This window comes from Streptomyces sp. NPDC090088 (genome assembly GCF_044747345.1).
Lineage (GTDB): Bacteria > Actinomycetota > Actinomycetes > Streptomycetales > Streptomycetaceae > Streptomyces.
In genome coordinates this window covers 396,675-421,458 of sequence record NZ_JBIVDZ010000003.1, presented here as the reverse complement: position 1 = coordinate 421,458, position 24,784 = coordinate 396,675, and the positions used below count along the sequence as shown (strand labels likewise).

The 24,784-nt window shown below is 73.3% G+C and carries 22 protein-coding genes; 11 read left to right on the top strand and 11 right to left on the bottom strand.

Annotation, left to right across the window (positions count from 1 at the left end; all coding sequences use genetic code 11):
- Positions 1-75 precede the first annotated feature (75 nt).
- A complete protein-coding gene (locus ACIPSJ_RS17825) occupies positions 76-804 on the bottom strand; it encodes a DUF6445 family protein (RefSeq protein ID WP_401346707.1) in 729 nt (242 codons plus the stop codon).
- A 270-nt stretch (positions 805-1,074) separates the two neighbouring features.
- On the opposite strand from ACIPSJ_RS17825, the gene ACIPSJ_RS17820 reads away from it, so the two are divergent.
- On the top strand, positions 1,075-1,827 hold the full coding sequence (locus tag ACIPSJ_RS17820) for a DUF4142 domain-containing protein (protein ID WP_359211227.1): 753 nt from the start codon (positions 1,075-1,077) through the stop codon (positions 1,825-1,827).
- Position 1,828: 1 nt separating this feature from the next.
- Here ACIPSJ_RS17820 and ACIPSJ_RS17815 read toward each other — a convergent pair whose 3' ends face one another.
- Positions 1,829-3,475 carry a glycoside hydrolase family 13 protein gene (locus tag ACIPSJ_RS17815; RefSeq protein ID WP_401346705.1) on the bottom strand — a complete coding sequence of 549 codons (1,647 nt, stop codon included), beginning with the start codon at positions 3,473-3,475 and terminating at the stop codon, positions 1,829-1,831.
- A 250-nt stretch (positions 3,476-3,725) separates the two neighbouring features.
- Between ACIPSJ_RS17815 and ACIPSJ_RS17810 the strand changes: the two genes are divergently transcribed.
- Positions 3,726-4,676, top strand: a complete 951-nt coding sequence (locus ACIPSJ_RS17810) for an LAETG motif-containing sortase-dependent surface protein (protein ID WP_401346703.1) — start codon at positions 3,726-3,728, stop codon at positions 4,674-4,676.
- Between the two features lie 104 nt (positions 4,677-4,780).
- Here the strand turns inward: ACIPSJ_RS17810 and ACIPSJ_RS17805 are convergent, their stop codons facing one another.
- Both ACIPSJ_RS17805 and ACIPSJ_RS17800 read right to left on the bottom strand, forming a co-directional pair.
- Complete coding sequence (locus tag ACIPSJ_RS17805) at positions 4,781-5,761, bottom strand: nucleoside hydrolase (protein WP_359211237.1); 981 nt, start codon at positions 5,759-5,761, stop codon at positions 4,781-4,783.
- 200 nt (positions 5,762-5,961) lie between these two features.
- Positions 5,962-6,852 (bottom strand): SDR family oxidoreductase, encoded by an 891-nt coding sequence (locus ACIPSJ_RS17800; protein ID WP_401346702.1) that lies wholly within the window; start codon positions 6,850-6,852, stop codon positions 5,962-5,964.
- Positions 6,853-6,947: 95 nt separating this feature from the next.
- Between ACIPSJ_RS17800 and ACIPSJ_RS17795 the strand changes: the two genes are divergently transcribed.
- Both ACIPSJ_RS17795 and ACIPSJ_RS17790 read left to right on the top strand, forming a co-directional pair.
- Complete coding sequence (locus ACIPSJ_RS17795) at positions 6,948-7,520, top strand: TetR/AcrR family transcriptional regulator (protein ID WP_401346700.1); 573 nt, start codon at positions 6,948-6,950, stop codon at positions 7,518-7,520.
- Between the two features lie 180 nt (positions 7,521-7,700).
- Positions 7,701-8,486: a hypothetical protein gene (locus ACIPSJ_RS17790; RefSeq protein ID WP_359211246.1), complete on the top strand. Its 786-nt coding sequence runs from the start codon at positions 7,701-7,703 to the stop codon at positions 8,484-8,486.
- Between the two features lies 1 nt (position 8,487).
- Here ACIPSJ_RS17790 and ACIPSJ_RS17785 read toward each other — a convergent pair whose 3' ends face one another.
- From ACIPSJ_RS17785 to ACIPSJ_RS17775, 3 genes are all read right to left on the bottom strand, one after another.
- The gene (locus ACIPSJ_RS17785; RefSeq protein ID WP_401347429.1) at positions 8,488-9,258 is read right to left on the bottom strand and encodes a TIGR03943 family putative permease subunit; all 771 of its coding nucleotides are present in this window, start codon (positions 9,256-9,258) and stop codon (positions 8,488-8,490) included.
- Complete coding sequence (locus ACIPSJ_RS17780) at positions 9,255-10,259, bottom strand: permease (RefSeq protein WP_359211249.1); 1,005 nt, start codon at positions 10,257-10,259, stop codon at positions 9,255-9,257. The genes ACIPSJ_RS17785 and ACIPSJ_RS17780 overlap by 4 nt, the downstream gene beginning before the upstream one ends.
- A gap of 144 nt (positions 10,260-10,403) precedes the next feature.
- Positions 10,404-12,011 carry an amidohydrolase gene (locus ACIPSJ_RS17775; protein ID WP_401346698.1) on the bottom strand — a complete coding sequence of 536 codons (1,608 nt, stop codon included), beginning with the start codon at positions 12,009-12,011 and terminating at the stop codon, positions 10,404-10,406.
- Positions 12,012-12,137: 126 nt separating this feature from the next.
- On the opposite strand from ACIPSJ_RS17775, the gene ACIPSJ_RS17770 reads away from it, so the two are divergent.
- Positions 12,138-13,124: an Lrp/AsnC family transcriptional regulator gene (locus ACIPSJ_RS17770; RefSeq protein ID WP_401346697.1), complete on the top strand. Its 987-nt coding sequence runs from the start codon at positions 12,138-12,140 to the stop codon at positions 13,122-13,124.
- 10 nt (positions 13,125-13,134) lie between these two features.
- On the opposite strand, the gene ACIPSJ_RS17765 is transcribed toward ACIPSJ_RS17770, so the two are convergent.
- The gene (locus ACIPSJ_RS17765; protein WP_401346695.1) at positions 13,135-14,478 is read right to left on the bottom strand and encodes a tetratricopeptide repeat protein; all 1,344 of its coding nucleotides are present in this window, start codon (positions 14,476-14,478) and stop codon (positions 13,135-13,137) included.
- Between the two features lie 112 nt (positions 14,479-14,590).
- On the opposite strand from ACIPSJ_RS17765, the gene ACIPSJ_RS17760 reads away from it, so the two are divergent.
- From ACIPSJ_RS17760 to ACIPSJ_RS17750, 3 genes are all read left to right on the top strand, one after another.
- The gene (locus ACIPSJ_RS17760) at positions 14,591-14,764 is read left to right on the top strand and encodes a hypothetical protein (RefSeq protein WP_359211260.1); all 174 of its coding nucleotides are present in this window, start codon (positions 14,591-14,593) and stop codon (positions 14,762-14,764) included.
- A gap of 243 nt (positions 14,765-15,007) precedes the next feature.
- Positions 15,008-15,772: an NPP1 family protein gene (locus ACIPSJ_RS17755; protein ID WP_359211263.1), complete on the top strand. Its 765-nt coding sequence runs from the start codon at positions 15,008-15,010 to the stop codon at positions 15,770-15,772.
- 190 nt (positions 15,773-15,962) lie between these two features.
- Positions 15,963-17,933, top strand: coding sequence for a YncE family protein (locus ACIPSJ_RS17750; RefSeq protein ID WP_401346692.1), 1,971 nt, complete (start codon positions 15,963-15,965; stop codon positions 17,931-17,933).
- Positions 17,934-17,940: 7 nt separating this feature from the next.
- Here ACIPSJ_RS17750 and ACIPSJ_RS17745 read toward each other — a convergent pair whose 3' ends face one another.
- Together ACIPSJ_RS17745 and ACIPSJ_RS17740 are read right to left on the bottom strand one after the other, a co-directional pair.
- Entirely contained in the window at positions 17,941-18,996 is a 1,056-nt protein-coding gene (locus ACIPSJ_RS17745; protein WP_359211268.1) for a hypothetical protein, read from the bottom strand.
- 443 nt (positions 18,997-19,439) lie between these two features.
- Positions 19,440-20,561 carry a PP2C family protein-serine/threonine phosphatase gene (locus ACIPSJ_RS17740; RefSeq protein WP_359211270.1) on the bottom strand — a complete coding sequence of 374 codons (1,122 nt, stop codon included), beginning with the start codon at positions 20,559-20,561 and terminating at the stop codon, positions 19,440-19,442.
- 115 nt (positions 20,562-20,676) lie between these two features.
- Here ACIPSJ_RS17740 and ACIPSJ_RS17735 point away from each other — a divergent pair, with 115 nt between their 5' ends.
- The 3 genes from ACIPSJ_RS17735 to ACIPSJ_RS17725 all read left to right on the top strand — a co-directional run bounded on the left by ACIPSJ_RS17735 (position 20,677) and on the right by ACIPSJ_RS17725 (position 23,179).
- Positions 20,677-21,117, top strand: coding sequence for a hypothetical protein (locus ACIPSJ_RS17735; protein ID WP_355714029.1), 441 nt, complete (start codon positions 20,677-20,679; stop codon positions 21,115-21,117).
- Positions 21,118-21,506: 389 nt separating this feature from the next.
- Positions 21,507-22,475 carry a hypothetical protein gene (locus ACIPSJ_RS17730; RefSeq protein ID WP_359211633.1) on the top strand — a complete coding sequence of 323 codons (969 nt, stop codon included), beginning with the start codon at positions 21,507-21,509 and terminating at the stop codon, positions 22,473-22,475.
- 113 nt (positions 22,476-22,588) lie between these two features.
- Entirely contained in the window at positions 22,589-23,179 is a 591-nt protein-coding gene (locus ACIPSJ_RS17725; RefSeq protein ID WP_401346688.1) for an HAD family acid phosphatase, read from the top strand.
- Here the strand turns inward: ACIPSJ_RS17725 and ACIPSJ_RS17720 are convergent.
- The gene (locus ACIPSJ_RS17720) at positions 23,158-24,756 is read right to left on the bottom strand and encodes a PLP-dependent aminotransferase family protein (RefSeq protein ID WP_401347427.1); all 1,599 of its coding nucleotides are present in this window, start codon (positions 24,754-24,756) and stop codon (positions 23,158-23,160) included. The genes ACIPSJ_RS17725 and ACIPSJ_RS17720 overlap by 22 nt on opposite strands.
- Positions 24,757-24,784 lie beyond the last annotated feature (28 nt).

Genomic DNA, 24,784 nt, shown 5'->3' with positions numbered 1-24,784 from the left:
CGGAGATCGCCGTCACGGACCCGTCGTGTTCCTGTCACGCCCGCTGTTACAGAACCCGGGACATGGTCCGTCCGCTCACGCCATCCAGAAGAAGACCGCCGTCATCCGCTTCTCCTCCAGCGTCCTGCCCGCGTAACCGGTCGCGCTGTGCACGAGGTTGGCGTTGTAGAGGAGCAGCCGGTTGTACTTGTGCGGGACGCGGACGTCCTCCTCGAAGTGGTCGCCCGGGACGAACCGCGTGCCGAGTGCCTCGACGAGGTTGTTGTGCGGGGCCTGCACGATGTTCCCGCCGAGCCGGCCGCCCGGCAGCGACTGGCGGTAGAAGGCGGTGCCGCAGTCCTTGGCCACCCCGGGGTTGAGGTACAGCACCGCCGCGTACCGGCACAGCGCCCGCGAGTCGGTGTGCGGGCGCGGCTCGCTCTCGCCCTCGCCGACGACCTGGACGCAGTTGTGGTTGAGGGTGCCGCCGCCGGGCGCCTCCTGCACCCACAGCCTCCCGGCGCCGGTCGCCCGGGTCACCAGCCCTTCGACGACCGCGAGTTCGGCGGGCTCCAGGCCGGGCATGGTGCGCAGCCCGGGCCAGGTCTCCGAGGTGTACGGGTACCCCTGGACCCAGTCGTCCTTGGCCAGGCACCGCTCGCGTACGGCGTCCACGTCCGGGAGGACGTCGTCGAACACCCAGTAGTCACGGCCCTTGGTGGGCTTGCGGTAGGGCAGCACGGGCAGGGCCGGGGGCGCGGCGGGACCCCGGCGGCCCGCTCCGTTGGGCAGGCGCGGGACACGGGGGGATGACTGTGGGGGCATGCGGCGAAGCTAGTCCGCCTCTTTGTCATGACCACTCCTACCAGGGGAAACCATCACCGTCCCCTGGCCAAGTCATGGCAGGAAGGCGCCTCCGGCAGAGCGGAGCCTCACAAGTTCTTTGCCAAACCAAAAGGTTTCCCGTGGCATCCCCATCCGTATTCATCGGCGTCCGACCCCCCGCCCCTGCGCGGGACCCCCGACCGGCAGGAGGCACCAGTGCGCTTTTCGCGGAACGCGACGGGAACGCTCTTCGTAGGTGGCGCCCTGAGCATGACCCTCGTCGCACTCGCCTACCCGAGCATGCTGGGCCTGAACACCGTGTCCAGCGACACCACCCGGATCATCGCCAACACCCAATGGGGCCCACTGACCGAGGGCGACCGGGACTTCGTGGTGAAGGTACGGGCAGCCGGGCTCTGGGAGTACCCCGTGGGGCAGCTCGGTCTGAAGAAGGGCCAGTCCCAGGCGGTCATCACCGCGAGCAAGCACCTGATCGACGGCCACGCGGCGCTGGACGCCAGCTGCCGCAAGATCGCGCCGATGCTCAACATCACCATCCCCGACCTGCCCTCGCCGCAGCAGCAGGGGTTCGTCAACACCCTGAGCGCGGACTCCGGCAAGAAGTTCGACACGGACTTCGCCAACATCCTGCGGGTGACGCACGGTTCGATCTTCAACACGATCGCGAAGATCCGCTCGACCACCCGGAACACCCTGGTCCGGATCCTGGCCGACCAGGCCAACGCCACGGTCCTCGACCACATCACGGTGATGGAGCAGACCGGCCTGGTCGACTTCCCGTCGGTGCTCTTCCAGGAGACGACCCCGCCGAAGCTGCCCGCCACCGATCTGACCCCGCCGCCCCCGGCCGCGGGCCAGCCGCAGGTGGTCCTCACCCCGCCGGTCAACAGCACGACCAGCCCGCCGGCCCTGCCCGGCGAGAGCGGCTTCAACGGCAGCGGTGCGAATGTCGGCACCGGGGCCGGGACCGGGGCGACCCCGGCGCCCAGCCCCACCGCCTGATTCAGGCGCCCAGCCACACCGTGGTGTCGGGCGGGAGCGTGCCGTCCAGCGGCAACGGCACGCTCGCCAGCAGTACTTCGCCCGGCGGCAGCGGCACCGGCGCGTGCGACACGTTCGTGACGCACCGCCAGCCCTCCGACCGGGCGAAGTGCAGCACCCCCTCGGGCGCCTCGCCCCAGGTCAGCGTCTCGCCGTCGAGCAGCTTGCGGCGCAGCCGCAGCGCGCCGCGGTAGAGCTCCAGCGTGGAGCCCTCCTTGCCGGCCTGCGCCTCCACCGCGTACGACGCGAACCACTCCGGCTGCGGCAGCCAGGCACCGCCGGACCCGAAGCCGTACGACGGACCGGCCGCCGTCCACGGCAGCGGCACCCGGCAGCCGTCGCGGCCCTTGCGGAGGTGGCCCGTCTGCTCCCAGATCGGGTCCCGGAGAACCGGCGCGGGCAGGTCGGCGGCCTCGGGCAGGCCGAGTTCCTCACCCTGGTAGACGTACGACGAACCGGGCAGCGCCAGCATCAGCAGCGTGGCCGCGCGGGCGCGCCGCAGCCCCTGGGCGGCATCGGTCCGCGGCACCCGTCCGCCGGACAGAAGCCAGGCGTTCTCGTCGGTGCCCGGCGGCAGCACCAGCCGGGAGGCGTGCCGCACGACGTCGTGGTTGGAGAGCACCCAGGTGGCGGACGCGCCGGCCGCGCGGGCGGTGGCGAGGGAGCCGGTGATGACCTCACGCAGGGCGCGCGCGTCCCAAGGAGTCTGCAGATACTCGAAGTTGAAGGCCTGGCCCAGTTCGTCCGGGCGCGCGTACAGGGCGCGGCGGGCGTCCGGCACCCAGGCCTCGGCGACGGCCGTGCGGGGCGGGCTGTAGGCGTCGAAGATCGTGCGCCAGTCCCGGTAGATCTCGTGCACCTCGTCCCGGTCCCAGTAGGGGTGGGTGCCGGGCGGGACGCGCTCCAGCGCCTCCTCGCCGGTGGCGCCGAACTCCGCCACGTCCCGCAGCGGTGCGGCGAGGTCCTTCACCAGGGCGTGGGCCACGTCGACCCGGAAGCCGTCCACGCCCCGGTCGGACCAGAAGCGCAGGGTGGTGCGGAAGTCGGCGCGGACCTCCTCGTGCGCCCAGTTCAGGTCGGGCTGCTCGGGGGCGAAGAGATGCAGGTACCACTCGCCGTCCGGAACCCTCCGCCAGGCGCTGCCGCCGAACACCGACTGCCAGTCGGAGGGCGGCAGTTCACCGTGCTCGCCGCGCCCCGGCCGGAAGACGTAGCGCTCCCGGGCCGCCGAGCCGGGGCCCGCGAGCAGGGCCTCCCGGAACCAGGGATGCAGATGCGAGGTGTGGTTCGGGACGATGTCGACGATCACCTTCAGGCCCAGCCGGTGCGCCTCCGCGACCATCGCGTCGAAGTCGTCCAGGGTGCCGAGCCGCGGGTCGACGTCCCGGTGGTCGGCGACGTCGTAGCCGCCGTCGGCCAGTTCGGACGGGTAGAACGGGCTGAGCCACAGGGCGTCCACCCCGAGCGCGCCCAGATGGGCAAGCCGCTCGGTGACGCCCCTGAGATCGCCGAGCCCGTCGCCGTCCGCGTCGGCGAAGCTGCGCGGATACACCTGGTAGATCACGGCCTGACGCCACCAGTCGGGGTTCCTGGAGGAGAGGTCGACCACGCGCGTTCCCTTCGGACGGAGAAACAGCAACCAGAAGCCTGTCCACAATGCCGCGAAAGGGAACCTTCACACCGCCCGGAGGGGATCGTTCCCTGTGTGAGGGAGTTGTGATGAGCCCCCAACACTCCTTGCTTCACCGCAGGTTGACAGGGTTCGGCGCGCCCGACGACCATGGGCGCACGCTGTGGCGCATGTGACCAATGGGCCCAGTGTTTCTTCGCATTCCGCGAGCCTTCACGATGGGATATCCATGTCCATAGCCAGACATGTCACCGCGCGCCGCCTGCTGGGGACGGGCGTCGCGTCGTTCGCCCTGTGTGCCGTCTCCGTCGCCGGGGCGTCCGGCGCCTGGGCGCACGGCACGCCCGGCGGTGACGGCTGGAAGTCCGGCGGCCACTACAGCCCCGGCACCGGAGCCGGCACGGAGACCGGCACCGACAAGTGCCAGTTCTCGATCGACGGCTCGAACTTCTACGACTCGGTGAAGGTCGACGACCAGAACCTCAAGGTCACCGACGACGGCAAGGTCCACCTCAAGGTCCGCGCCGCCGGTGACGCCACGAGCTGCACCGCCTCGCTCGCCTCCTACATCGCCCACGGCCCCACCTTCGCCACCTCGGGGCAGCAGGTCTTCGTCGACTTCGACTCGGTGACGGTCAAGCAGGGCCAGACCGACTCCCTCGACATCGCGGTGCCGGACGCCGGCTGCTTCGGGCAGATCGACCTCTACCGGGGCGCGACGAAGTTCGACGGCGACAAGGACGCCAACGACGGTTTCGAGCACGGTGACCTGCCGGCCGGCCCGGACCACGCGGTGATCAAGGACAAGCTGATCGCCTCCTGGAACGGCGGCACGAAGGACTGCTCGACGAGCGAGTCGTCCTCGCCGTCCCCGTCCCCGTCGGCCTCCGCCTCCGAGTCGACCCCGGCCGAGTCGTCGACCCCGCCGGCCTCGGACACCACGACCCCGGCGCCCTCCGAGTCCTCGGAGACCGGGACGGCCGGCGCCACCCCCTCCCCGTCCGACTCGACGACCGGCCCGGCGGCGGCCCCGAGCACCAACTCGGGCGGCGGCGGCGACCTCGCCCACACCGGCGCCAGCTCCAGCACCGGCTACCTCGCCGGCGGCGCGGCCGTGCTGCTGGTCGGCGGCGGCGCGATCGTCGTCGCGACGCGACGCCGTAAGGCGACCCGCGCCTAGTCCCTGTTGGATGCGATGCGCTCACGCGTGTGCCCCAGCCGTCCATGACGGCTGGGGCACACGCGTAGGAAGCAGTGGGCCCGGCCCGCCAACCGGCTTCTCTCCTACCCCCGCACTCCCCCGACGGTCTCCAGGTACAGCTTCACGTACCGCTCCACGTCCACGTCCAACGCCACGTCCACCATGGCCTGTTCACGTGCGCCGCCGTGGATCTCGGCCTCGCCGGGGCGGGGCCGCCGGTCGACGATCGTCTGGCCCCGGGTCGGCCCCGGGGCCAGCGAGACCTCCACCGGCAGGCGGCGGGTGGTGAGACCTTCCGGATCGGCGACGGCGCACACCGCGCCCGCGTCCCCGAGGCCGCCGGCCGCGTCGTCGCTCTCCGGAGCGTCCGGGTCGGGGGCGGCGGGCCGGTGGGCGAGCAGCTCACCGGCGAGCCGGGCGCCCGGTTCCGTGCTGGCGCGCAGCCGTCGTACCTCCGCGCCCGGCACCACGACCCGCTGGAAGACGTCCAGGCCGTACATGGTGATCGGCACCCCGGCGGTGAGGAGTATCGCGGCGGCCTCGGGGTCGTGCCAGACGTTGAACTCGGCGACCGGGGTGGCGTTCCCGGTGGCGACCGCGCCGCCCATGAACACGATCCGCTCGATGTTGCGCGTCACCTCCGGGTGGGTGCGCAGCAGCAGGGCGATGTTGGTGAGCGGCGCGGTCGGGACGAGGGTGACCGGGCGGGGCGAGGCGAGGATCTCGCGCCGCAGCAGGCCGACGGCGTCGATGTCGGCGGGGCGCCGGGTGGGCGCGGGCAGCCCGAGGTCCCCCATCCCGTCCGCCCCGTGCACATGCCGGGCCGACCGCGCCGCCTCCAGGAGCGGCCGCTCGGCCCCGCGCGCGACGGGAACGTCCCCGGCCCCCGCCCGCTCCAGCACGGTCAGGGTGTTGCGCACCACCCCGTCCACGTCGGTGTTCCCGGCGACACAGGTCACCGCCCGCAGTTCCAGCCCCGGGTGGCGCACGGCGAGCAGCAGGGCGAGGGCGTCGTCGACACCGGTGTCACAGTCGATGATCACGGGGACGGGCTGACCGGACATGGGGGCTCCTTCGCGACAGGCGGCAAGGCAGCCAACCTAAAGGGGCGCGGGGCCGTACCAATATGCGGCCACCGCGGCGCGGACGCGACCGGCCACCACGGCGCGGACGCGACCGGCCACCGCGAACCCGCAGCCGCCCCCAGTTCCCCGCCCGCCGATCACGGATCCCCGCCCCCACCCTCCGCCCCCCCGATCCCCGATCACTGGTCCGCGAAGTAGTGGCCCTCCTCCAGGTCGGCCAGCAGCCCGGCCTCCGCCGGCTCCCACCCGAGCAGCTCCCGCGTCCGCCCGCTGCGCACCGGCACGTCCAGGGTCATGAACGCCCCGAAGAACCCGAAGTGCTCCGCGACCCGTTCGTCCGGGATCCGTTCCACCGGCACGTCCAGCCGCCGCCCGATCACCTCGGCGATCGCCCGTACCTCGACCCCCTCCTCGGCCGCCGCGTGCAGCTCCGCGCCCGCCGGCGCCTTCTCCAGCGCCAGCCGGTACAGCCGGGCGAGGTCCAGCGTGTGCACGGCGGACCACCGGTTCGTACCCTCCCCGACATGGCCGGAGGCCCCCTTGGCCCGCGCGATCCGGATCAGCGTCGGCAGGAACCCGCTCCGGTCCCGAGTGCTGTGCACGACCGGCGGGATCCCCACGAGCACGGTCCGCACACCCTGTCCGGCGAGTTCGCCGAGCAGGCGCCCCGTGGCAATCCGCGGATTGGCCGCGTACGCCTTGCCGAGGTGCTCGTTGCCGTCTCCGTGCCCCATGCCGATCCCCATGAGGGCCTTGCCGGTCCCGGCGAGCACCTCCCCGAAGGCCCGCACCACGGCCAGGTCGGTGGCCGCGGCACCGGCCATGTCCCCGGCGGCCATGGCCGTGTGGTCGAAGGCGAGATGGACGACGGCGTCGGCGTCGCCGGCGGCCGCCCGCAACCCGTCCAGATCGTTCAGGTCCCCGCGACGCACCTCGGCGCCCCACCCCTTGACCACCGCGGCGGAGTTCTCCGACCGGGCGAGGCCGACGACCTCGTGCCCGGCCCGCAGCAGTTCGGGAACGACGGCGGAGGCGATATGACCGCCCGCGCCGGTGACGAAAACACGCATGACGACTCTCCCGAGAGCGAGAAGAAAGTGATGTGACTCGGTACCGTCACCGTAGCACCGTGACGGTACCGAGTCACATCACCTAGAGTGTCCTCATGGCCCGATGGGAACCGAACGCGCGACTGCGCCTCGTACAAGCCGCGATCGACCTGTTCGGCGAGCAGGGATACGACAGCACCACCGTCGCCCAGATCGCCGAGCGGGCCGGGCTGACGAAGACGACCTTCTTCCGGCACTTCCCCGACAAGCGCGAGGTGCTGTTCACGGGCCAGCAGGAGCACGGCCGCCTCCTCACGGAGGGCATCGAGGGCGCCCCCGCGTCCGCGACCCCGCTGGAGGCGGTCGCCGCGGGCCTGGACGCCCTGACCGCCTCCTTCACCCCCGAGCAACGCGCCTTCGCCCCCCGCCTCAGCGCGGTCATCGCCGGTCACCCCGAACTGCGGGAACGCCTCGCCTTCAAGGAACTCAACCTCGCGGCCACCGCCACCGACGCCCTCCACCGCCGCGGCATCCCCGACCCCACCGCCACCCTCGCCGCCGACCTGGCCGTCCGCGCCTTCGCCACCGCCTTCACCCACTGGATCACCCCGACGAACGACCGGCCCTTCCCCACCCTCGCCCGCCACTCCCTCGAAGAACTCCGCAGAGCGGCAGCGGCCCTGACCTGACGACCCGGCGGGGGACTTGGCGGTGACGGTGATCTCGCCGGTCGCCGGTCCGAGTGAACCCGCGACCCGGGGGACTCACCCGGACGGACCGGAGCGGTGGTCGGTGGGGCCGGGTGGTGATGGCGTGGGGGCGTGAGAGCACGCGTTCCGCTGCTCACCTGCTCCCGGGGAGGCCCCGTCATGAGAGTCACCGCCTCCGGTCTGGTCGTCGCCGGTCTCCTCGCGGCCGTCTCCGCGTGTACGGCCGCCGGGCCGCCGGAGGCGGACGCTCCCGGCTCCGCCCCGGCCCCGAACGCGACCGCTGCCGAGCGGCCCGCACCGACCGGCCCCGCGGCCGCGACCGGCACCCCGGTGCTCACCGTCGAGCAGGCGCAGGCCGCGCTGATCGGCGAGGCCGATCTGGGGGTGCCGTGGACGGCCACCGACGGCACGGCCACCTGGCGGGACGGCCTGCTCAAGGCGGCCACCGGACAGCCCGAGTGCCAGCGCCTGCTCGAATCCCTGTACACCGACGAACTCCTCGGCGCCCCGGCCGGCCCGCAGGCCGTCGCCGTCCTCGACGACGGCGACGACGAGGCCCAGCTCCGCTACCAGGTCGACGCCAGCCACGCCGCCGACGTGGACCGGACCCTGGCCTGGCTGCGGACCCTGCCCGGTGTCTGCGGGCAGTTCGCCGCGCAGACGACCGGGGCCGGCACCACGGCCGTCCGGGTCGCCGACGCCGGACTGCCCCAGGTCGGCGACGCCCGCCAGGGGCTGCGGGTCACCGTCACCGCGCAGGCCTCGCCGAACGCCGATCCCACCACCCTCACCGTCGACGTCGCCGTCGTCCGGGTCGGCGACGACGCGATCGTCCTGACCGCCGGCGCCCTCGGCACCCTCCCGGACGACACCACCGAGCAGGCCCTCGGCATCGGCGTCCAGCGCCTCGCCCAGGTACGCGAACAGGGCCGGGCGCAGGCCTAGTTCACCGCGTCTCGTACGGGTCCGACGGCTGCCGTACGGTCTTCAGCGAGCCCGCGTCCAGCACCGGCGGCCAGGCCGCGTCCGAGCCGAGCCTCCCCTTCGGGTGCCAGGTGCCGGTCACCGTGACCCAGGTGTCCGTGGACGGCGCGTCCTCGCCCCTGATCTCGACCTTGCTGGTGGTGGCGTCGGCGGCGCAGCAGGTGACCATCAGCCGGGTGAGGTACCAGGTGCCGTCGTCCGCGCCGTGCGTGACGAAGCCCGTCATCCGGACCGTACGACCCGTCAGCGAGCGCCCGCTGTCGTAGATCGCCCGCGAGCTGAACGCGGCCAGCGTCAGCTCCACCGGGTTCCCGGCCGGCAGCGCCGGGAAGGTCCCGACGCCCTGCGCGGCCCGCTGCGCCGCCTCGCGCCCCGCGCTGTAGGAGCCGAGGGCCGGGGGAGGGAAGAGGAGCAGGGCGAGGGCCGGGAGGGTGAGCAGCCAGGCGATCCGGGGGCCGGCCGGGCCGTGGTGGTGACCGTGGGCCTGCTCTTCCGGTTCTTCCGGTTCTTCCGGTTCTTCCGGGGCGTTCTCGTCGTCCTCGGGGTCCGTGTGCGTACGGGTCCGCAGCACCGCCGTCGTGACGCCGAGCAGGATCAGGGCGATGCCGGACGCGATCAGGTACGGGCGCAGGGCGGCCTGGACGTAGCGGAGGTACAGGTCACCGAAGAGCGTGATCCGCAGGGCCGCCGCGCCGACGAGGCAGAGCAGGACCGGGCCGCCGTACCGCCTCACAGCAGCCACCAGCCCACCAGGACGGACGAGGACAGGGCCACCAGCCAGGTCGCCGAGGAGAAGCGGAGCGCGAAGCCCCGGCCGAAGGTGCCCGCCTGGAGGGCGATCAGCTTCAGGTCGACCATCGGGCCCACCACCATGAACGCCAGCCGCGCCGTCGCCGGGAAGGCGCTGAGCGAGGCGGCCACGAAGGCGTCGGCCTCGCTGCACACGCACAGCACGACGGCGAGCAGGGCGAGCAGGGGGACGGCCGTCCAGGCGGAGCCGGTGAAGACGTCGAGGACCGATCTGGGTACGGCGATGTTGAAGGTCGCCGCGGCCGCCGCGCCCAGCACGAGGAAGCCGCCGGCGTGCAGGAAGTCGTGCTGGAGGCCGGTGAGGAAGGCGCGGGGGCCGGAGGTCCGGGGGCCGTGCTCGGCGCGGGGCGGGCGGAGCCACTCGTCGCGGCCGAACCGTGCCCACAGCCAGCCCATCACCACCGCGGCGGCGAGGGAGGCGAGCAGCCGGGCCAGCACCATCATCGGCCGGCCGGGGAAGGCGATCGAGGTCGCGACCAGCACGACCGGGTTGATCGCGGGGGCGGAGAGGAGGAAGGCGAGGGCCGCGGCCGGGGCCACCCCGCGCCGCATCAGGCTGCCGGCCACGGGGACGGACGCGCACTCGCAGCCCGGCAGTACGACGCCGGCGGCCCCCGCCAGCGGGACGGCGAGGGCCTGGTTGCGGGGGAGGAGGCGGGCGAAGACGCGTTCCGGGACGAAGGCGCCGATCGCCGCGGAGACGACGGTGCCGAGGAGGAGGAAGGGGACGCCCTGCACGGCGACCGCCGTGAACACGGTCCACCAGGCGGCCACCGGTGGGGTGTAGAGGTCGAGGGCGAGCGTCGGGCCCAGGAAGGAGACGACGGTCGCTGTCGCGAGGAGGGCGGTGCCGCCGAGGACCACGTGGACGACGGCCCGCGTCAGAAGACGCAGGCCGTCGGCGGTGGTCCGGTGGTTCTGCACGTGGGGGACGGTAGTGAGAGGGGCTGTTGGTTTGCAGAGAGACTGCTGTGTGTCGGGTGCGGGTCCGGTGGGGGTTGAGCGCGCAGTTCCTCCCCCAGCCTTCGGCCGGGGGTGCCCCCAGCGCCCCTGACGGGGCGCGTCCGCTCACGGGGTCACGACAGAGCCGCCGATCACCGTGTGGGTCGGCATCAGGTCACGCAGTTCCTCGCCGGAGGCGTTCGCCGGGTCGCGGTCCCAGACCGTGAAGTCCGCCCAGCGGCCCGGGGTCAGGGTGCCGCGGAGGTGGGACTCGCCGGTGAGGCGGGCCGCCTGGGTGGTGTGCAGGGCCACCGCCTCGTCGTAACTGATCGCGTGCTCGGGGCCCTTGACGCCGATGACGGTCTGGCGGGTCGTCATGCCCCACACCGAGCGCATCGCGCCGAACTGGCCGACCGGGAAGTCGGAGCCCGCGCTGACCCGGGCGCCGAGGTCGATCCAGCCGCGGGCCGGGAAGAGGCGGGCGACGCGCTCGGGGCCCCAGAAGACCTCCTCGACCTCGGCGGTGTCGTGCAGCAGCGGCTGCTGGATGGTGACGGGGATGCCGAGGGCGACGGCGCGGGCGCGCTGCTCGGGGCCGGCGAGGCCGCCGTGCTCCATGACCAGGGTGCCGGCGGGCAGGCCGGGGTTGCGGGCGAGGACGCGTGCGTAGACGTCGAGGAGGGTGCGGACCGCGCGGTCGCCGTAGGCGTGGGTGCCGACCCGCCAGCCGCGCCGGACCACCGCCTCGACCGCCTCGACCAGCGCGTCCGGCTCCCAGACCAGCATCCCGGAGAAGGAGTGGTCACAGGCGTACGGCTGCTCGGTGGCGCCGGCCTCCAGGCCGCCGTCGAGGCCGAACTTCACGCCCCACACCGACAGCCACGGGTCGGAGGTGTCGCGCCACTCCTCCATGACGTCGAGGAGGTCCTCCACCTGGGCGGCGCCGGTCAGGCCGAGGGCCGAGATCAGCGTCCGGACCCGGGTGTGCAGGGCGCCCGCGTCCCGGGCGGCCCGCAGGACGGCGTGGTCCTCGGGGGTGACCGCGCAGTCCCGGACGGTGCCGATGCCGGTGGCGGCGTAGTCGCGGGAGGCCAGCCGCAGTCCCTCGATGCGCCGGGCCCGGTCGGGGGCCGGGACCAGGTGCTCGACCAGGTGCAGGGCGTTGTCGATCAGCCGGCCGTCCAGCCTGCCGTCGGCGCCGCGGCCGATGGTGCCGCCGGGCGGTACGGGGGTGTCCTCGGTGAGGCCGGCGAGGCGCAGCGCGTAGTGGTTGACGACGTCGTTGTGGCCGCCGCGCTTGACCAGGACGGGGTGCCGGTCGGTGGCCGTGTCGAGTTCGGCGGCGGTGGGCATGCGGCGCTCGGCGAGGTTGAGCTCCTGCCAGTTGGTGGTGGTGCGGATCCACTCGCCCTCGGGGGTGACCGCGGCCCGCTGCCGGATCAGGTCGAGGAACTCGGGGATGGTCCGGGCCCGGTGGACGGGGACGTCCTGGGCGCCGAGCGCGGCGAAGACCAGGTGGGTGTGGGTGTCGTCGAAGGCGGGCAGCACGGTGGCGCCGGGCAGGTCGTGGACCTCGGTCCGCTCCGTCACCAGGTGGTCGAGGCCGTGCGGGTCGGCGGACACGGCCATGATCCGGTCGCCGCGCACCGCCAGCGCCCGCTGCGGGGCCTGGCCGGGCACCAGGGTGTGCACCACGTCGGCGCGGATCAGCAGGTCGGCTCCGTGGTCGGTCATCGTCTTCTCCCTCGGCTGGAAGCGTTCGGCTGAGGAGACCGTTCTAGGGGCGGGTCGCCGGTTCACTGCCATACCGAGCACCTTCACGCAGAAAGTACGCCACCGATGCGGCCTATCATGCGGATCATGCGACACGTGCTGGACGAGACCGACCGGCGGATCGCGGCCGCGCTGGTCGCCGCCCCGCGGGCCTCCTGGCGCGAGGTGGCGCGGGTGCTGGGGCTGTCCGAGCGGACCGTCGTCCGCCGGGTGGCGCTGCTGTACGCCGACGGCACCCTGCGCGCGACCGTCGTACGGAACCCTGCGCGCTTCCCGCGGCTGGTCCCGGTGGTGCTGCGGATCCGCTGCCGGCCCCACCGGATCCGGCAGGTCGCACAGGCGCTGGCCCGGCGCCCGGACACGGTCTGGGTGGACATCCTCGGCGGCGGCGACGAGATCTCCACCGTCTTCTTCCTGGACGGGACCGAGGCCCGCAACACCCTGCTGCTGCGCGACCTGCCCGCGACCGAGGCCGTCGGCACCTGGACCGCCCACACCCTGCTACGGGTCTTCCCCACCGCGTTCCGCTGGACCGCCGGTCTGCTCACCCCCGCCGAACTGGCCGGACTGGCCCCGGACCCGGCCGCCCCTGGGGCACCGCCGGACCCGCCGGTGCCCCAGGACATCGACTCCGCGCTGATCGCGGCGCTGACCGAGGACGGCCGGGCCACCTACACGGACCTGGCCCGCCGGGCCGGCACCACCGCGCTCACCGCCCGCCGCCGGCTCGACGCGCTCATGGCGGGGCTGGTGCTGCGGCCGGCCACCGAGCTGGACCTCGCGCTGCTCGGCGCGCGCACCGAGGCGCTGCTGTGGATCGCGGTACGGCCCGGGGCGCTCCAGGAGACCGCGGCGACCCTCAGCACCCACCCGCACGTCCGGTTCTGCGCGGCCACCACCGGCCCCGCCAACCTGGTCGTGGCCGTCGCGGCGGCGGACCTCGACGCCCTCTACACCTTCCTCACCGGCACCGTCGGTCCGCTGGAGGGCATCACCGCCATCGACACCACCCCGCTGCTGGCGACCGTCAAACGCACCGGCCTGATCCGCCACTCCGGCCAGGGGCAGGGGTAGCGGCGGCCGGTCACAGTGGCGGCTGGGCCGGGGCGGGTCCGAGGGTCGTGGTGCCCGGGGCCGTACGGTGGCCGAGGCCCGTGCGGTACGCGTCCAGGGCCGCCTCCACCCGGCCGGTGCGGCGCAGCAGGTCGCCGAGGAGCCGGCACAGGTCGGCGAGGTCGCCCGCCGCGCCCGCCCGTTCCAGCAGGCTGAGCGCCCGGACGTAGTGCTCCTCGGCCGCCTCGGTGTCCCGGGCGTCCTCGGCGATGATGCCGAGCAGCCGGTGGGCGGCGGCCGAATGGACCGCGCCGCGCTCGGAGTTGAAGTCGCCGAGCACGTCGTGGAGGAGTGCGGCGGCCTCGTCGGACTTGCCCCGGCGGTGCAGTACGTCGGCGAGTTCGACGGCGGCCTGGCTGCGGTACAGGGCGGCCCGGGTCTCCGAGAGCATCGCGAGGGCGTCCCGCAACTCGCTCTCCGCGCGCTCCAGTTCGCCGTTCTGGGCATAGACGTAGCCGCGCATCCAGTGGCAGTTGGCGAGTTCGGTGCGGAGCTGGAGCTGGCGGTAGAGCTCGGCGGCCTTGGCGAGGGAGGCGTCGGCCTCGGCGACCCGGCCCTCGGCGAGCAGGGTGCGGGCGACGGAGCGGTGCATCCGGGCGATCAGGGCGGGGTCGCCGGCGTGCGGGGCGAGGGCGAGTGCGAGTTCGGCGGCCTGGGCGGCGCGGGCGTGGGCGCCCATGTCCATGTACGGGCCGATGGCGGAGGCGTAGAGGAGCAGGAGAGCGTCCGGGTCGTGCAGACCGCTCCGGTTCAGTTCGTCGAGGGTGGTCTCAAGGAGGTAGACGGCATAACGAAGCTCACCGGCCAGGTAGTGCGAGACCGCCCGGCCGCGGATCGCCGGGACGCGCACCGGCAGCGGTTCGTCGGCCGTCCACAGCTCGGCCCGCTCGAAGAACTCCCTGGCCTGCCCCAACTCGCCGGTGTCCAGTGCGCATTCGCCCATCCCCAGCAGCGCGGTGGCCTGCTCGACCGCCAGCCCGTGTGCCTCCGCCTCCTCGAACAGGGCGGCGTACTGGGCGGCGGCCTCCTCGGCCGCGCCCGTGGCCAGGGTGCGCTGGGCCTCGGTGAGCCGCAGCCTGAGGTCGGTGGCGAGATGGGCGGGGCGTCCGCTGGCCAGCTCCTCGAAGCCGACCCCGAGCCGCCCGGCGATGTGCCGCAGCGCCTCGTCCGAGGCCCGTACCCGGCCCGCCTCCAGCGTGGAGATGTAGGCGGGTGTGTAGGCCGGTTCGGCCAGCTGCCGCTGGGTCAGCCCCCGTTCGGTGCGCAGCTGCTGCACGCGCCGCCCTATGGTCTCCGGGTCGTCCCTTTCCTGCATGGTGCCACTCCCCCCAACTCCCCCTGTGCCTCTTGCCGTTGAGCTCTGACTACCTCTAGGTTAAACCGCGAGTTAAACGTGCTTAACCCGCCCCTGTCGTTGCGAGGTCGCCGTGCTCGGACGCACATCCGCACGCCCCACCGCACGTTACTTCCGCAGCGTCGCCGCCGCCGTCGCCGCCGTCGCCGCGCTCATCATCGCGGCGAACGCCGGGCCGGCCAGAGCGACGGACGACCCGGCCGGCTTCCCGGCTCCGGCCGCGGCCCACCCCACCGCCACCCGCTAGCGGCACACCGACGACAGTCAGCGGCGATAACCAGCGCCGAGGGCAAGCGCTCTCTGACGGGAGCACCGTTCCCGCCCGTTCCTGTGAACGCCCGCTGATCAGTTCGGCGAAATACCTTCCTCCGTTTCACGGAAAGCCCTTCCATCGCACGCCTCGGAGCGCCAGTCTCTCTCCGAACCGGATGTCATGTCCGGGGCGAAAAGGACCGTACCAACCGCCCCGGACCGTCGACTGGAGCCCCCGATGTCCCGCACCAGGACCCACCGCCTCGGCCGAGCCGCCGCCGTCGTGGGCAGCGCCGCCGCGCTCACCCTCGCCCTCCCCTCCAGCGCCTTCGCGGGCGTGCTGCAGAACCTCCCGGAGAACGCGACCGCGTACGAGAAGAACTTCGAGCCGCTGTACGACTACGACACGGACAGCTGCTACCCGGCCGCCGCCATCGACCCGGACGGCAACCTCAACGGCGGCCTCAAGCCGACCGGTTCGGTCACCGGCAGCTGCCGCAGCGGCCACCTCGACCACGCCAACACCTACTCGCGGACCAAGTGCAACAACGGCTGGTGCGGGACCATCTACGCCAGCTACTTCGAGAAGGACGAGGCCTCCCCCGGCATCGGCCACCGCCACGACTGGGAGTGCATCGTCGTCTGGGTCAAGCAGGGCGACTCCACCCCGTCGTACCTGTCCGCCTCCCAGCACGGCGACTTCGAGACCGAGGCGGTCGCCGACGTCCCGATGAGCAGCCAGCGCGTCGAGGTCGTCTACCACAAGGACGGCCTGAGCACCCATGACTTCCGGTTCGCCAAGTGGGGCGAGACCCCGGAGAACGACGACGGCGCCTGGCACCAGGAGAACCTGCTCACCTGGGAGAACATGGCGTCCAACCTGCGGGACATCCTGAACGCCTCCGACTGGGGCGACGCGAACTTCCCGCTCCAGGACGCGAAGTTCGACGACCACCTCAACAAGGCCAAGCCGAGCGCGATCACGTTCGACCCGTACGCCTGACCAACTCCCGCCCCCCGCCGGTGAATCCAGCCCCCGGTGAATCCCGGATGCCGATTGTCAGTGGCATGACCTAGTCTTCGTTGCATCCGCCACACGTGGCCCACAGAGAACTCACACAAGAGGACTCGCACACTCGTGGGCCGCGTTCCGTGGCGTCCACTCACATTCGATCCGGGGGGTTCGAATCAGCGTGCGTATGCGCACCGTCACGGCCGCCACCACTCTGGCCGTCCTCTTCAGCTCCGCCGCCCTGGCCGCCACTCCGGCCTACGCCGACACCAGCGGGCTCCTGCCGGTCAAGTCGCTCGGTGACATCGTCGTCGACGGCGCTCACCAGCAGGTCTTCCTCAGCGACCCGAGCAACGGCAAGATCGTCGTCACCGACTACTCGGGCAACGTGCTCAAGCAGCTCACCACCAACCTGTCCGGGGTCGACGGCCTCGAACTGTCCGCCGACTCCGGCACGCTCTACGCGGCCGTGCAGGACATGGACGCCATCGCCGTCATCGACACCGCGACGGACACCGAGACCACCCGCTACCCGGTCGGCGACAAGCCGCTGAGCGTCGCCCTCGCCGGCGGCAAGCTGTGGTTCGGCTACGGCGGTGCCGCGTCCGGCAACCTCGGATCGGTCGACCTCACCGGCGACCACACGGTCACCCTCGGCCAGGACAGCAGCTGGTACCAGGCGCCGCTGGTGGACGCCGCACCCGGCTCCGACGTGCTGGTCGCGGGCGCGGTCGGCCAGAGCCCGGTCGAACTGGCCTCCTACGACGTCTCGTCGGGCACCCCGAGCAAGCTGGCGAGCACCCGGGACGCCGGCAGCAACCTCGGCGACCTCCAGGTCACCCCCGACGGCAAGGACGTCGTGGTGGCCAGCGGGGCGCCGTACTACCACCAGATCTTCAAGACGTCCGACCTCAGCGCGGACGGCAAGTACACCAGCGTCAACTACCCGAACTCGGTCGCCATCGCGCCCGACGGCACGGTGGCGGGCGGCAGCGACGCCTCCTACAACGCGGACATCTACATCTTCCACCCGGGCAGCAGCGAGGCCGTCCGCAGCTACGACCTGCCGAACACCGGCGGCGGCAGCGGCTCCGACCTGGTCGCCGACGCGGGCCTCGCCTGGGCGCCGGACGCCTCCCGCCTGTTCGCGGTGACCTCCAACAGCCAGGGCGCGTACTCCCTGCGCGAGTACGACGCCCCCGGCAAGACGGCGACCACCCTCACGGTGAACGCCCCGGCGACGGCGACCCGCGCCAAGCAGCTCACGGTCACCGGCGCGCTCTCCTCGGCGACCGCGCTGCCCGCGGGCACCCAGGTCACGGTCGTCCGCACCGACCTGGAGACCCCCGCCGGGAAGGCCCTGCCCGCCGTGACCGTCGCGGCGGACGGGAGCTACTCCTTCAAGGACACCCCGCCCGCCGGCGGCAAGGTGACCTACCAGGTCTCCTACGCGGGCGACGCCGACCACGGGCCGAGCACCGCCAAGGACACCGTCGACGTCTCCCGCGCCAAGCCGACGCTGACGCTGAACAACAACGGCAAGGTGTACACGTACGGGAAGGACGTGAAGTTCACGGCCCATCTCGGCACGACGTACAAGAACCGCACGGTGGAGATCTGGGCCGACCCGTTCGGCTCGGACAAGCCCAACAAGCTGGTGAAGTCCGGGAAGGTCGACTCGCACGGCAACCTGTCCGTGGTCCTCGACCTCAAGCGGGACACCAAGGTCACCGCGAAGTTCACCGGCGACGCCCGCTGGCAGCCGCGCTCGGTGTCCAGCTCGGTGGGCGCGAAGGTCAGCATCTCCATGTCGGTCAGCCGCCACTACAAGACGAAGTCGGCCTGGGGCCAGAAGTACTACGTCTTCCACAAGACCAAGAACCCGCTGTTCACGACCAAGATGCCGTACTACACCGGCCGTGCGCAGCGCTTCGACTTCCAGGTCTACTACCAGGGCACGTGGTACTCCGACACCTCGCAGTACTTCGGGCTGGCGAGCAGCGGCCTCTCCAAGGTCGAGTTCACCGGCAGCCACAAGGACGACGTCGGCTGGCGCTTCCGGGTCCGCTCCGACTACATCAACGGCTCCTCCGGCGACACCGTCAACTCCACGACGTACGGCGCCTGGAAGTACTTCACCTTCACCAACTAGCGGCTGCTCAGCTGGTCTGAAGCTGCCGGAGGTGCTGCTGGACATGGTCCAGGGCGCCCTCCCGGCGGCCCGGCACCCGCAGTCTCAACTCCGCGAGCGCGGGCCCGAGTTCACGGGCCCGCGCCGCGTCCTTGATGGCCCCCCACTGGTGGTGGGCCCGGTCCACGGCGGCCTCCACCTGCGGTGCGTCGGCGGGCTGCCCCGCACCCAGCCGGACCCGGGCCACGCTCAGCCAGGCCCGGCAGCTGCGCACCGGGTCCCCGGCGAACATCGCGAGATCGGCCCGTACCTCGGACCAGTGCAGCGCGTCCTCGGAGGCGGGCCCGTGCGCCCGTGCGGCCGCCTCCTCCCACCGCGCGGCGAGCTCGTCCGCCTCCGCGTGCCGCCCGCCCCGCACGGCCGTGCTGATGGCGTCGTGCGGATCCCCGCCGTCGCCGGTGTGCGTGCTGAGCAGCATGCTGCTCGCGAGCTCCGCGCCGGCCCGGGCCAGCACCTGCTGGTGCAACTGCGCCAGCGGCGGCCGGTGCCCGCTGCGCAGCACGGTCGCCACGGCCTTCATGTACGACGGCGCGGCCACCTCCCGCCGGGCGGGCGGCGGGGCGATCCGCCCGTGCACGGCGTTGTTGCGCCCGGAGTCGAGCGGGGCGGTCCGCAGCAGCTCCCAGGTCTCCTGATCCGCGTGCAGATCGAGGACGAGGGTGGTGGCGCCGGCCGGCCGCAGCCGCAGCTCCTCCCGGATCCAGTGCCAGGGCAGCGCGGTGTACCGGACGGTGGCGGGCGTGGTCCGGGCCAGCGCGAGATGCGGCAGCCGCTGCTTGCGGTCCAGGTGCAGCTGCCCGGCGACGAAGAGGGTCAGCGGACCGGGGGCGGCCGCGGCCGCCCGCAGCCTGGTCAGCACGGCCTGCGGCTCCAGCGGGTCGGCGAGTTCGACCACGTTGGCGGTGTCGGTGCCGGAGAGTATCGCCGGGGGCACGGCCGCGAGCACGGGGAGCACCGAGGCAGCGTCCACCAGCCGCCCCTTCCCGTTCGGCGAGGCCGCGAGCAGCAGCACGGTTCCGGGCATCGCGCCCTCCCCCCCTTGTTCACCGGCTTCACTTACGTCAGCACGTTAACCGCTGCGCTTGCAAAGCGGGGGCCACGGGGGAGGTTTGGGCCGGGTAACGACCGGTACGACCACCACCAGAGCTCCCCCGGACCACCCTTCCTGCCCCCGCTCCCCTTGACAGTCACGCCCTCCGCCCCTGTCCCGCCCTTCTCTCCCGGCACTCCCCACTCTTCTCCGCCGCCCCGCGCCCCTGACGGAGCGCTGCCGTGCCCCTTCTTCCACCGCAACGGTGTTCAGGCACGTCGGTGCGACTCGGCGGTGCCGAACTGCCGCTGCCCGCCATCGGTCTGCCGACCGGTTGCGGAGTGCCGCGCCGTCGTGGCTGGACGCGCCCACGCGGCGGTAGCCGCATGTCGAATGCAGCCCCGCGCCCCTGCCGGGGCGCTGCCGTGCCTCAGTTTCTACGGGGTCAGGTTGCGGCGGATCGCGAAGATCGTGGTGTCGTCGGAGAGGTGGCCGTGGGTGTGGTGGAGTACGCCGTCGCGGATCCGGGCGACCAGGCGGGAGGGGTCGGGTGGGGCCGTCGGGGAGACCGCCTGGAGGAGGTCGTAGAACTCGCCGTCGCCGTTTCTGGATTCGGTCACGCCGTCGGTGGTGATGAGGAGGGTCTCGCCGGGGGCGAGGGCGACGGTGAGGGTGGGTGGGGGGCCGGACGCCGGCTGCAACTCGCCCATGCCCAGGGGGAGCCCGCCGCCCGGCGGCAGCGACCGTACGCCGCCGGAACTCACCGCCAGCGGCGGCTCGTGGCCGAAGTTGACCACCTCGACGACATCGGAGGCGCCCGGCGGGAAGCCCAGGAGGACCGCGGTGGCGAAGCGGTCGCCGTCGTCGTGGCCCAGGGCCACCGCATGGCTCCGGTGCCGGACCATCCGGGTCTCCAGCCGGTCGGCCACCGTCGCGAGGTCCCGCTCGTGGTAGCCCGCCTCCCGGAACGTGCCCAGCAGCGCCGCCGCCGTCTCCACCGCGCCCAGCCCCTTGCCCTGCACGTCGCCGACCAGCACCCGGGTGCCGTACCGGCCCGGCTGGATGTCGTAGAAGTCGCCGCCCACCCGGGCCTCCGTGTCGGCGGCGAGATACACCGCCGCGTGCTCCAGCCCCGCCCACCCCGGCGGCAGCGGGCGCAGCACGGTACGGCGGGTCGTCTCGGCGATGTCCCGCATGTGCAGCATCCGCCGTTCGCCGTTCTTGCGGACCGCGCAGGCCAGGATGGCCAGCAGACCGGCGAGGGCGACCAGGATGAAGTCGGGCAGCCCGGCCTGGTACTGGTGCGGCCAGGCGTGGTCCACGGCGATGTAGTCGAGCACCGCCAGCACCGCGAGGACCGCCGTCGCCCAGACCCCGCAGATCGCCGCCGCTGTACCGGGCACCAGCACGATCCAGGAGATGATCCGGAACCGCTCCGTGGTGTTGAGGTCGACCGCCGTGATCCCGGCCAGCAGCAGCAACGGTGCCACCCAGGCGAAGCTCCTGCCCTGGGCCCGCAGCAGCTCCTTCCACCGCCGCGGGGCCTGGTGGTCGATCACGTGGCCAGGGAAACACGGGCGGGGACCCCGCGCATTTCGTAGGGGCGGCCGACTTGCCACGGGGTACCCGCAGGTGTGCTCTGGAGGGTGGGGGCGAGGAGAGAGGAGCACGCTCATGGCTCAAGCGGCACCCACGTCCGGCGGCATGCCCCGGAGCGGCCGTACGCCCGACGTGTTCAGCGCGCAGGCGCACGCCAGGTCCCGGGTCGCCATCCCCGTGGTGACCGGCCTGATCTACGGCTACTGGGCCGCGGCCAACCGGCGCAGCGGCGGGCCCATCACCGGCTGGAACCTGCTGTTCGGCTTCCTGACGGCGCTCGTCTTCGCGGTGGTGCTGTTCGCCGTGCTGACCTGGGCCCCACGGCTGCGGCGGGAGCTGCACGCGGTGGTGTGGACGGCCTTCGTGGGAATCGCGTTCGGCTTCCTGTTCAGCCAGAGCGGGGACTCGATCCTCACGTCCATCGCCATCTCGCTCGCGGTCGCGGCGGTGACCTTCATCCTGATGTTCTACCGGTTCTACACGCACGAGGACGCGGCCGGGAACCGGATCCGGTAGCGGCTCCGGAGCTTCGGGGCCGGCCCCGGAGCGGCACGCATGGGCCCCGGCCACCGCGGCCGGGGCCCACACATTCCCCTTGTCCCTCCACCCGTCGCCGAGAGCGCTCGCGGGCCCTCGGCGACGTCTGTGCGCGGCCTCTCGGGCCGCGGCGCCGGGCGGGGACTTCTCCCAGAGACCAGGAAACACCCGTTCGGGTCAGCCCTCCACCGGAGCGCGGCGCCCCAAGGGTTTCCGGAGGAGGGACGAGGGTCCCCGGCGACCCGGGGGGCCGCCGTACCACCGTTCGACTCGACCGTTCGGCTCGACTTGTCCCGATGAGGCCCCCGAATGCAGGCGCACCGCTCGCCTGACCGGCGCTCAGGGGCTTGCCTGGAAGCGTGCCCCCAGTGCCCACCGGGCCCGCGCGGCCGGTACGGCCGCCCCGGCCCGTACGTCTTCGGCGCGCCCTGTCGGCCCTGCTGATCGCGCTGTCCTGCCTGCTGCTGCCGTTCGGCGCGCTGGCGGCCTGGGCCGCGTACGGGCTGGCGGACACCGGACAGTACGTCAGCACGATGGCGCCGCTCGCCGACGACCCGGACGTCCGGGACGCCGTCGCGGACACGGTCGGCGACGGCATCATGCGCGAGGTGGACATCGGCCCGCCGATGCAGGGCACGGTGGCGCCCTTCGTGCGCGAGGCGGTCCGCTCCTTCACCCAGACCCGGGCGTTCCGGCTGGCCTGGGACGCGGGCAACCGGGCCACGCACGACGCGATCCTGCGCGCGCTCCAGGACGAGCGCGAGGAGGCGGTGACCGTGGACCTGGCCCCGGTCACCGCCCAGGTCAAGGACCAGCTCACCCAGGACCATGTGCCGCTCGCGGCCCGTATCCCGGTCCAGCACACGGCCGTCGCGGTGCTCCCGGCGGCCGAACTGGACCGGCTCCGGAAGGGGTTCCACGTGCTCGAAGTCGCCGGCTTCTGGCTTCCCGTCTCGGCCGTCGTCTTCGCGGCCGGCGGCATCGCGCTGGCCGTCCGGCGCCGCCGCGCCGTCACCGCGACCGCGCTGGGCACGGCCCTGGGCGGCGCCCTGCTCGGCGTCGCCCTCACCGTCGGCCGCGCGCTGACCCTGGCCGACCTGCCGTCCGACGTCTCCCACCCGGCCGCGGCGGCCGTCTACGACGCCCTGACGTCCACCCTGCGCACGGTCTCCTGGCTGCTGCTCGCCCTGGGCCTCGCGGTGGCCGCGCTGACCTGGCTGAGCGGGTACGTCCGCCGGCGCCGGCCCGCGGTGCACGAACCGGACCCCGACACGCCCGATTCCCCGTCGCTCAGGGCGGATTCACAGGCTTCTGGCCAGAACATGACAGTCCTGTAACCGTGCGCTCCGCCTGCGGTCACGCGGCGGGCGCCCCGGCCCAGCACCGTGGCGGAACGACGGCCACCGGTACGGAACACCGGTGGCCGACGTGAGCTGAGGAGCCCCCACCGATGAACCGTCTCACCGCGCGCCGCGCCGCCGTTGCCGTGACGGCCGGCCTCGCCCTGTCGTTCGCCGCCGCCCTGCCCGCGCAGGCCGCGACCGTGACCGAGGCCCAGTGGCTGTCCGACGTCGCCGCCGTCACCGGCCCCGCGCAGACCTACATCGACGGCCGCGTCGCCGCCAACACCTCCGGTGCCAAGCTCGCGATCGTCCTCGACATCGACAACACCTCGCTGGAGACCTACTTCGAGGGCGCCGGCACCAGCACCCCCGCCACCCCGCCCGTGCTCGCCCTGGCCCAGGACGCGCACGCCAAGGGGGTCAGCGTGTTCTTCGTCAGCGCCCGCAGCAACCTGTTCAACGCGATCACCAAGTCCAACCTGACGTCGGTCGGCTACACGGTCGACGGCCTCTACGCGCGCACGGTCGCACAGCTGCTGACCGAGTCCGTCGCCGACTTCAAGACCTCCTCGCGCAAGACGATCGAGGCCAGCGGCTACGACATCGTCGCCAACATCGGCAACAACACGACCGACCTGACCGGCGGTTACGCCGACACCACCTACAAGCTGCCGGACTACGACGGCCTGCTGGACTGACCTTCCCGGCGGGGGTGCTCCGGACCGCGCGCCGCGAGGGCGGCCAGCGTCCGCAGTGCCCCCGCCAGTTCCGGCTCGCCCGCCGACGCGAGCCCGATCCGCACCGCGTCCGGCGTCCGCTTGGGGTCGACGCGGAAGGCGGTGCCCGGGGTGATCGCGATGCCGAGTTCCGCCGCGGCCGCCGTGAAGCTGTCCGCCCGCCATGGCGCGGGCAGCCGCCACCAGGCGAAGTACCCGCGCGGATCGGCCCGTACGTCGAACCCGCCGAGCGCCTCGCGGACCAGCCCCTGCCGCCCTACGGCCTGCTCCCGCTTGGCCGCGACCAGCCGCGCCACGGTCCCGTCCCCGATCCACCGCACAGCCGCCTCCACCGCGAACGCCCCCGGCCCCCACCCCCCGGACCGCACAGCAGCAGCCACCGCACCGGCCGGGTCCACCGACCCCGCCGACCTTGCTGACCCCGCCGACCCCGCCGACCCCGCCGGTCTTCCGGGTCCCCCCGGTCCCCCGAGCCTCCCCAGCCCTCCCGGTCCCCCCAGCCCTCCCGGTCCCCCCGGCTCTCCCGGTCCCCCCGGTCCTCCCGGCCCTCCCGGTCCCCCCGGTCCCCCCGGTCCCCCGAGCCTCCCCAGCCCTCCCGGTGCCCCCAGCCCTCCCGGTCCCCCCGGTCCCTCCGGTACGACGACGAACCCCACGGTGAGTCCGGGTGCGACCCGCTTGGAGAGGGAGTCGACGACGTGGACGAGGTGGGGTGCGAGGGCGGCGAGCGGGGGCTCGGGGCCGGTGTGGAGGAACGACCAGACCCGGTCCTCGACGACCGGGAGGCCCAGGTCGCTCACCGCCCGGGCCAGTTCCAGGCGCCGCCCGGTGGTGATCGTCGCGGAGGTCGGATTGTGCAGAGTCGGCTGGAGGTAGAGGGCGGAGAGCGGGGCGGACCGGTGGGCGGCCAGGAGGGACTCGATCACGGGCCCCTCCTCGTCCGTCTCCACCGGGACGAGGGTGACGGCCAGCCGCCCCGCGACCTCCTTGACCAGGGGATACGTCAGCGGCTCCACGCCGACCCGGCCGCCCGGCCGGACCAGGGACGCCAGCGCGGCGGCGATCGCCTGCCGGGCGTTGCCGGTGAACAGGATCCGGCCGGGGCCGGGCCGCCAGTCGCCGGTGGCGAGCAGCGCGGCCACCGCCTCCCGGGCCTCCGGAGTGCCGTCGGCGGCGCCGGGCCGCAGGGCGTCGGTGAGCACGTCGGGCCGGAGCAGGGGAGCGAGGGCGGGGGCCAGCAGCTCCGACTGGCCCGGCACGGACGGGTAGTTGAGCTCCAGGTTCACCCGGGCCCCGGCGTCCTCCACCAGCGACCGCCCCGGACCCGTGACCTCGGCGGCCCGCACGAAGGTGCCCCGCCCGACCTCGCCCACCACCAGCCCGCGCCGCACGAGTTCGGCGTACACCCGCCCGGCGGTCGAGGCGGCGATCCCGTGCCGCCGCGCGAACGCCCGCTGCGGAGGCAGCCGTTGCCCCGTCCGCAGCCGCCCCCGCGCGATGTCCAGCGCGATCCGGTCCGCGATCCCCCGGAAGTCGTCCACGGCCCCCACCCTCGTCACCCTTGCCATC

What these genes read in the sequence shown, in the direction of transcription:
- ACIPSJ_RS17825 (WP_401346707.1), bottom strand. Translation starts at nt 804, where the DNA reads ATGCCCCCACAGTCATCCCCCCGTGTCCCGCGCCTGCCCAACGGAGCG.
- ACIPSJ_RS17820 (WP_359211227.1), top strand. Translation starts at nt 1,075, where the DNA reads ATGACCCTCGTCGCACTCGCCTACCCGAGCATGCTGGGCCTGAACACC.
- ACIPSJ_RS17810 (WP_401346703.1), top strand. Translation starts at nt 3,726, where the DNA reads ATGTCCATAGCCAGACATGTCACCGCGCGCCGCCTGCTGGGGACGGGC.
- ACIPSJ_RS17805 (WP_359211237.1), bottom strand. Translation starts at nt 5,761, where the DNA reads ATGTCCGGTCAGCCCGTCCCCGTGATCATCGACTGTGACACCGGTGTC.
- ACIPSJ_RS17800 (WP_401346702.1), bottom strand. Translation starts at nt 6,852, where the DNA reads ATGCGTGTTTTCGTCACCGGCGCGGGCGGTCATATCGCCTCCGCCGTC.
- ACIPSJ_RS17795 (WP_401346700.1), top strand. Translation starts at nt 6,948, where the DNA reads ATGGCCCGATGGGAACCGAACGCGCGACTGCGCCTCGTACAAGCCGCG.
- ACIPSJ_RS17790 (WP_359211246.1), top strand. Translation starts at nt 7,701, where the DNA reads ATGAGAGTCACCGCCTCCGGTCTGGTCGTCGCCGGTCTCCTCGCGGCC.
- ACIPSJ_RS17775 (WP_401346698.1), bottom strand. Translation starts at nt 12,011, where the DNA reads ATGACCGACCACGGAGCCGACCTGCTGATCCGCGCCGACGTGGTGCAC.
- ACIPSJ_RS17770 (WP_401346697.1), top strand. Translation starts at nt 12,138, where the DNA reads ATGCGACACGTGCTGGACGAGACCGACCGGCGGATCGCGGCCGCGCTG.
- ACIPSJ_RS17765 (WP_401346695.1), bottom strand. Translation starts at nt 14,478, where the DNA reads ATGCAGGAAAGGGACGACCCGGAGACCATAGGGCGGCGCGTGCAGCAG.
- ACIPSJ_RS17755 (WP_359211263.1), top strand. Translation starts at nt 15,008, where the DNA reads ATGTCCCGCACCAGGACCCACCGCCTCGGCCGAGCCGCCGCCGTCGTG.
- ACIPSJ_RS17745 (WP_359211268.1), bottom strand. Translation starts at nt 18,996, where the DNA reads ATGCCCGGAACCGTGCTGCTGCTCGCGGCCTCGCCGAACGGGAAGGGG.
- ACIPSJ_RS17735 (WP_355714029.1), top strand. Translation starts at nt 20,677, where the DNA reads ATGGCTCAAGCGGCACCCACGTCCGGCGGCATGCCCCGGAGCGGCCGT.
- ACIPSJ_RS17725 (WP_401346688.1), top strand. Translation starts at nt 22,589, where the DNA reads ATGAACCGTCTCACCGCGCGCCGCGCCGCCGTTGCCGTGACGGCCGGC.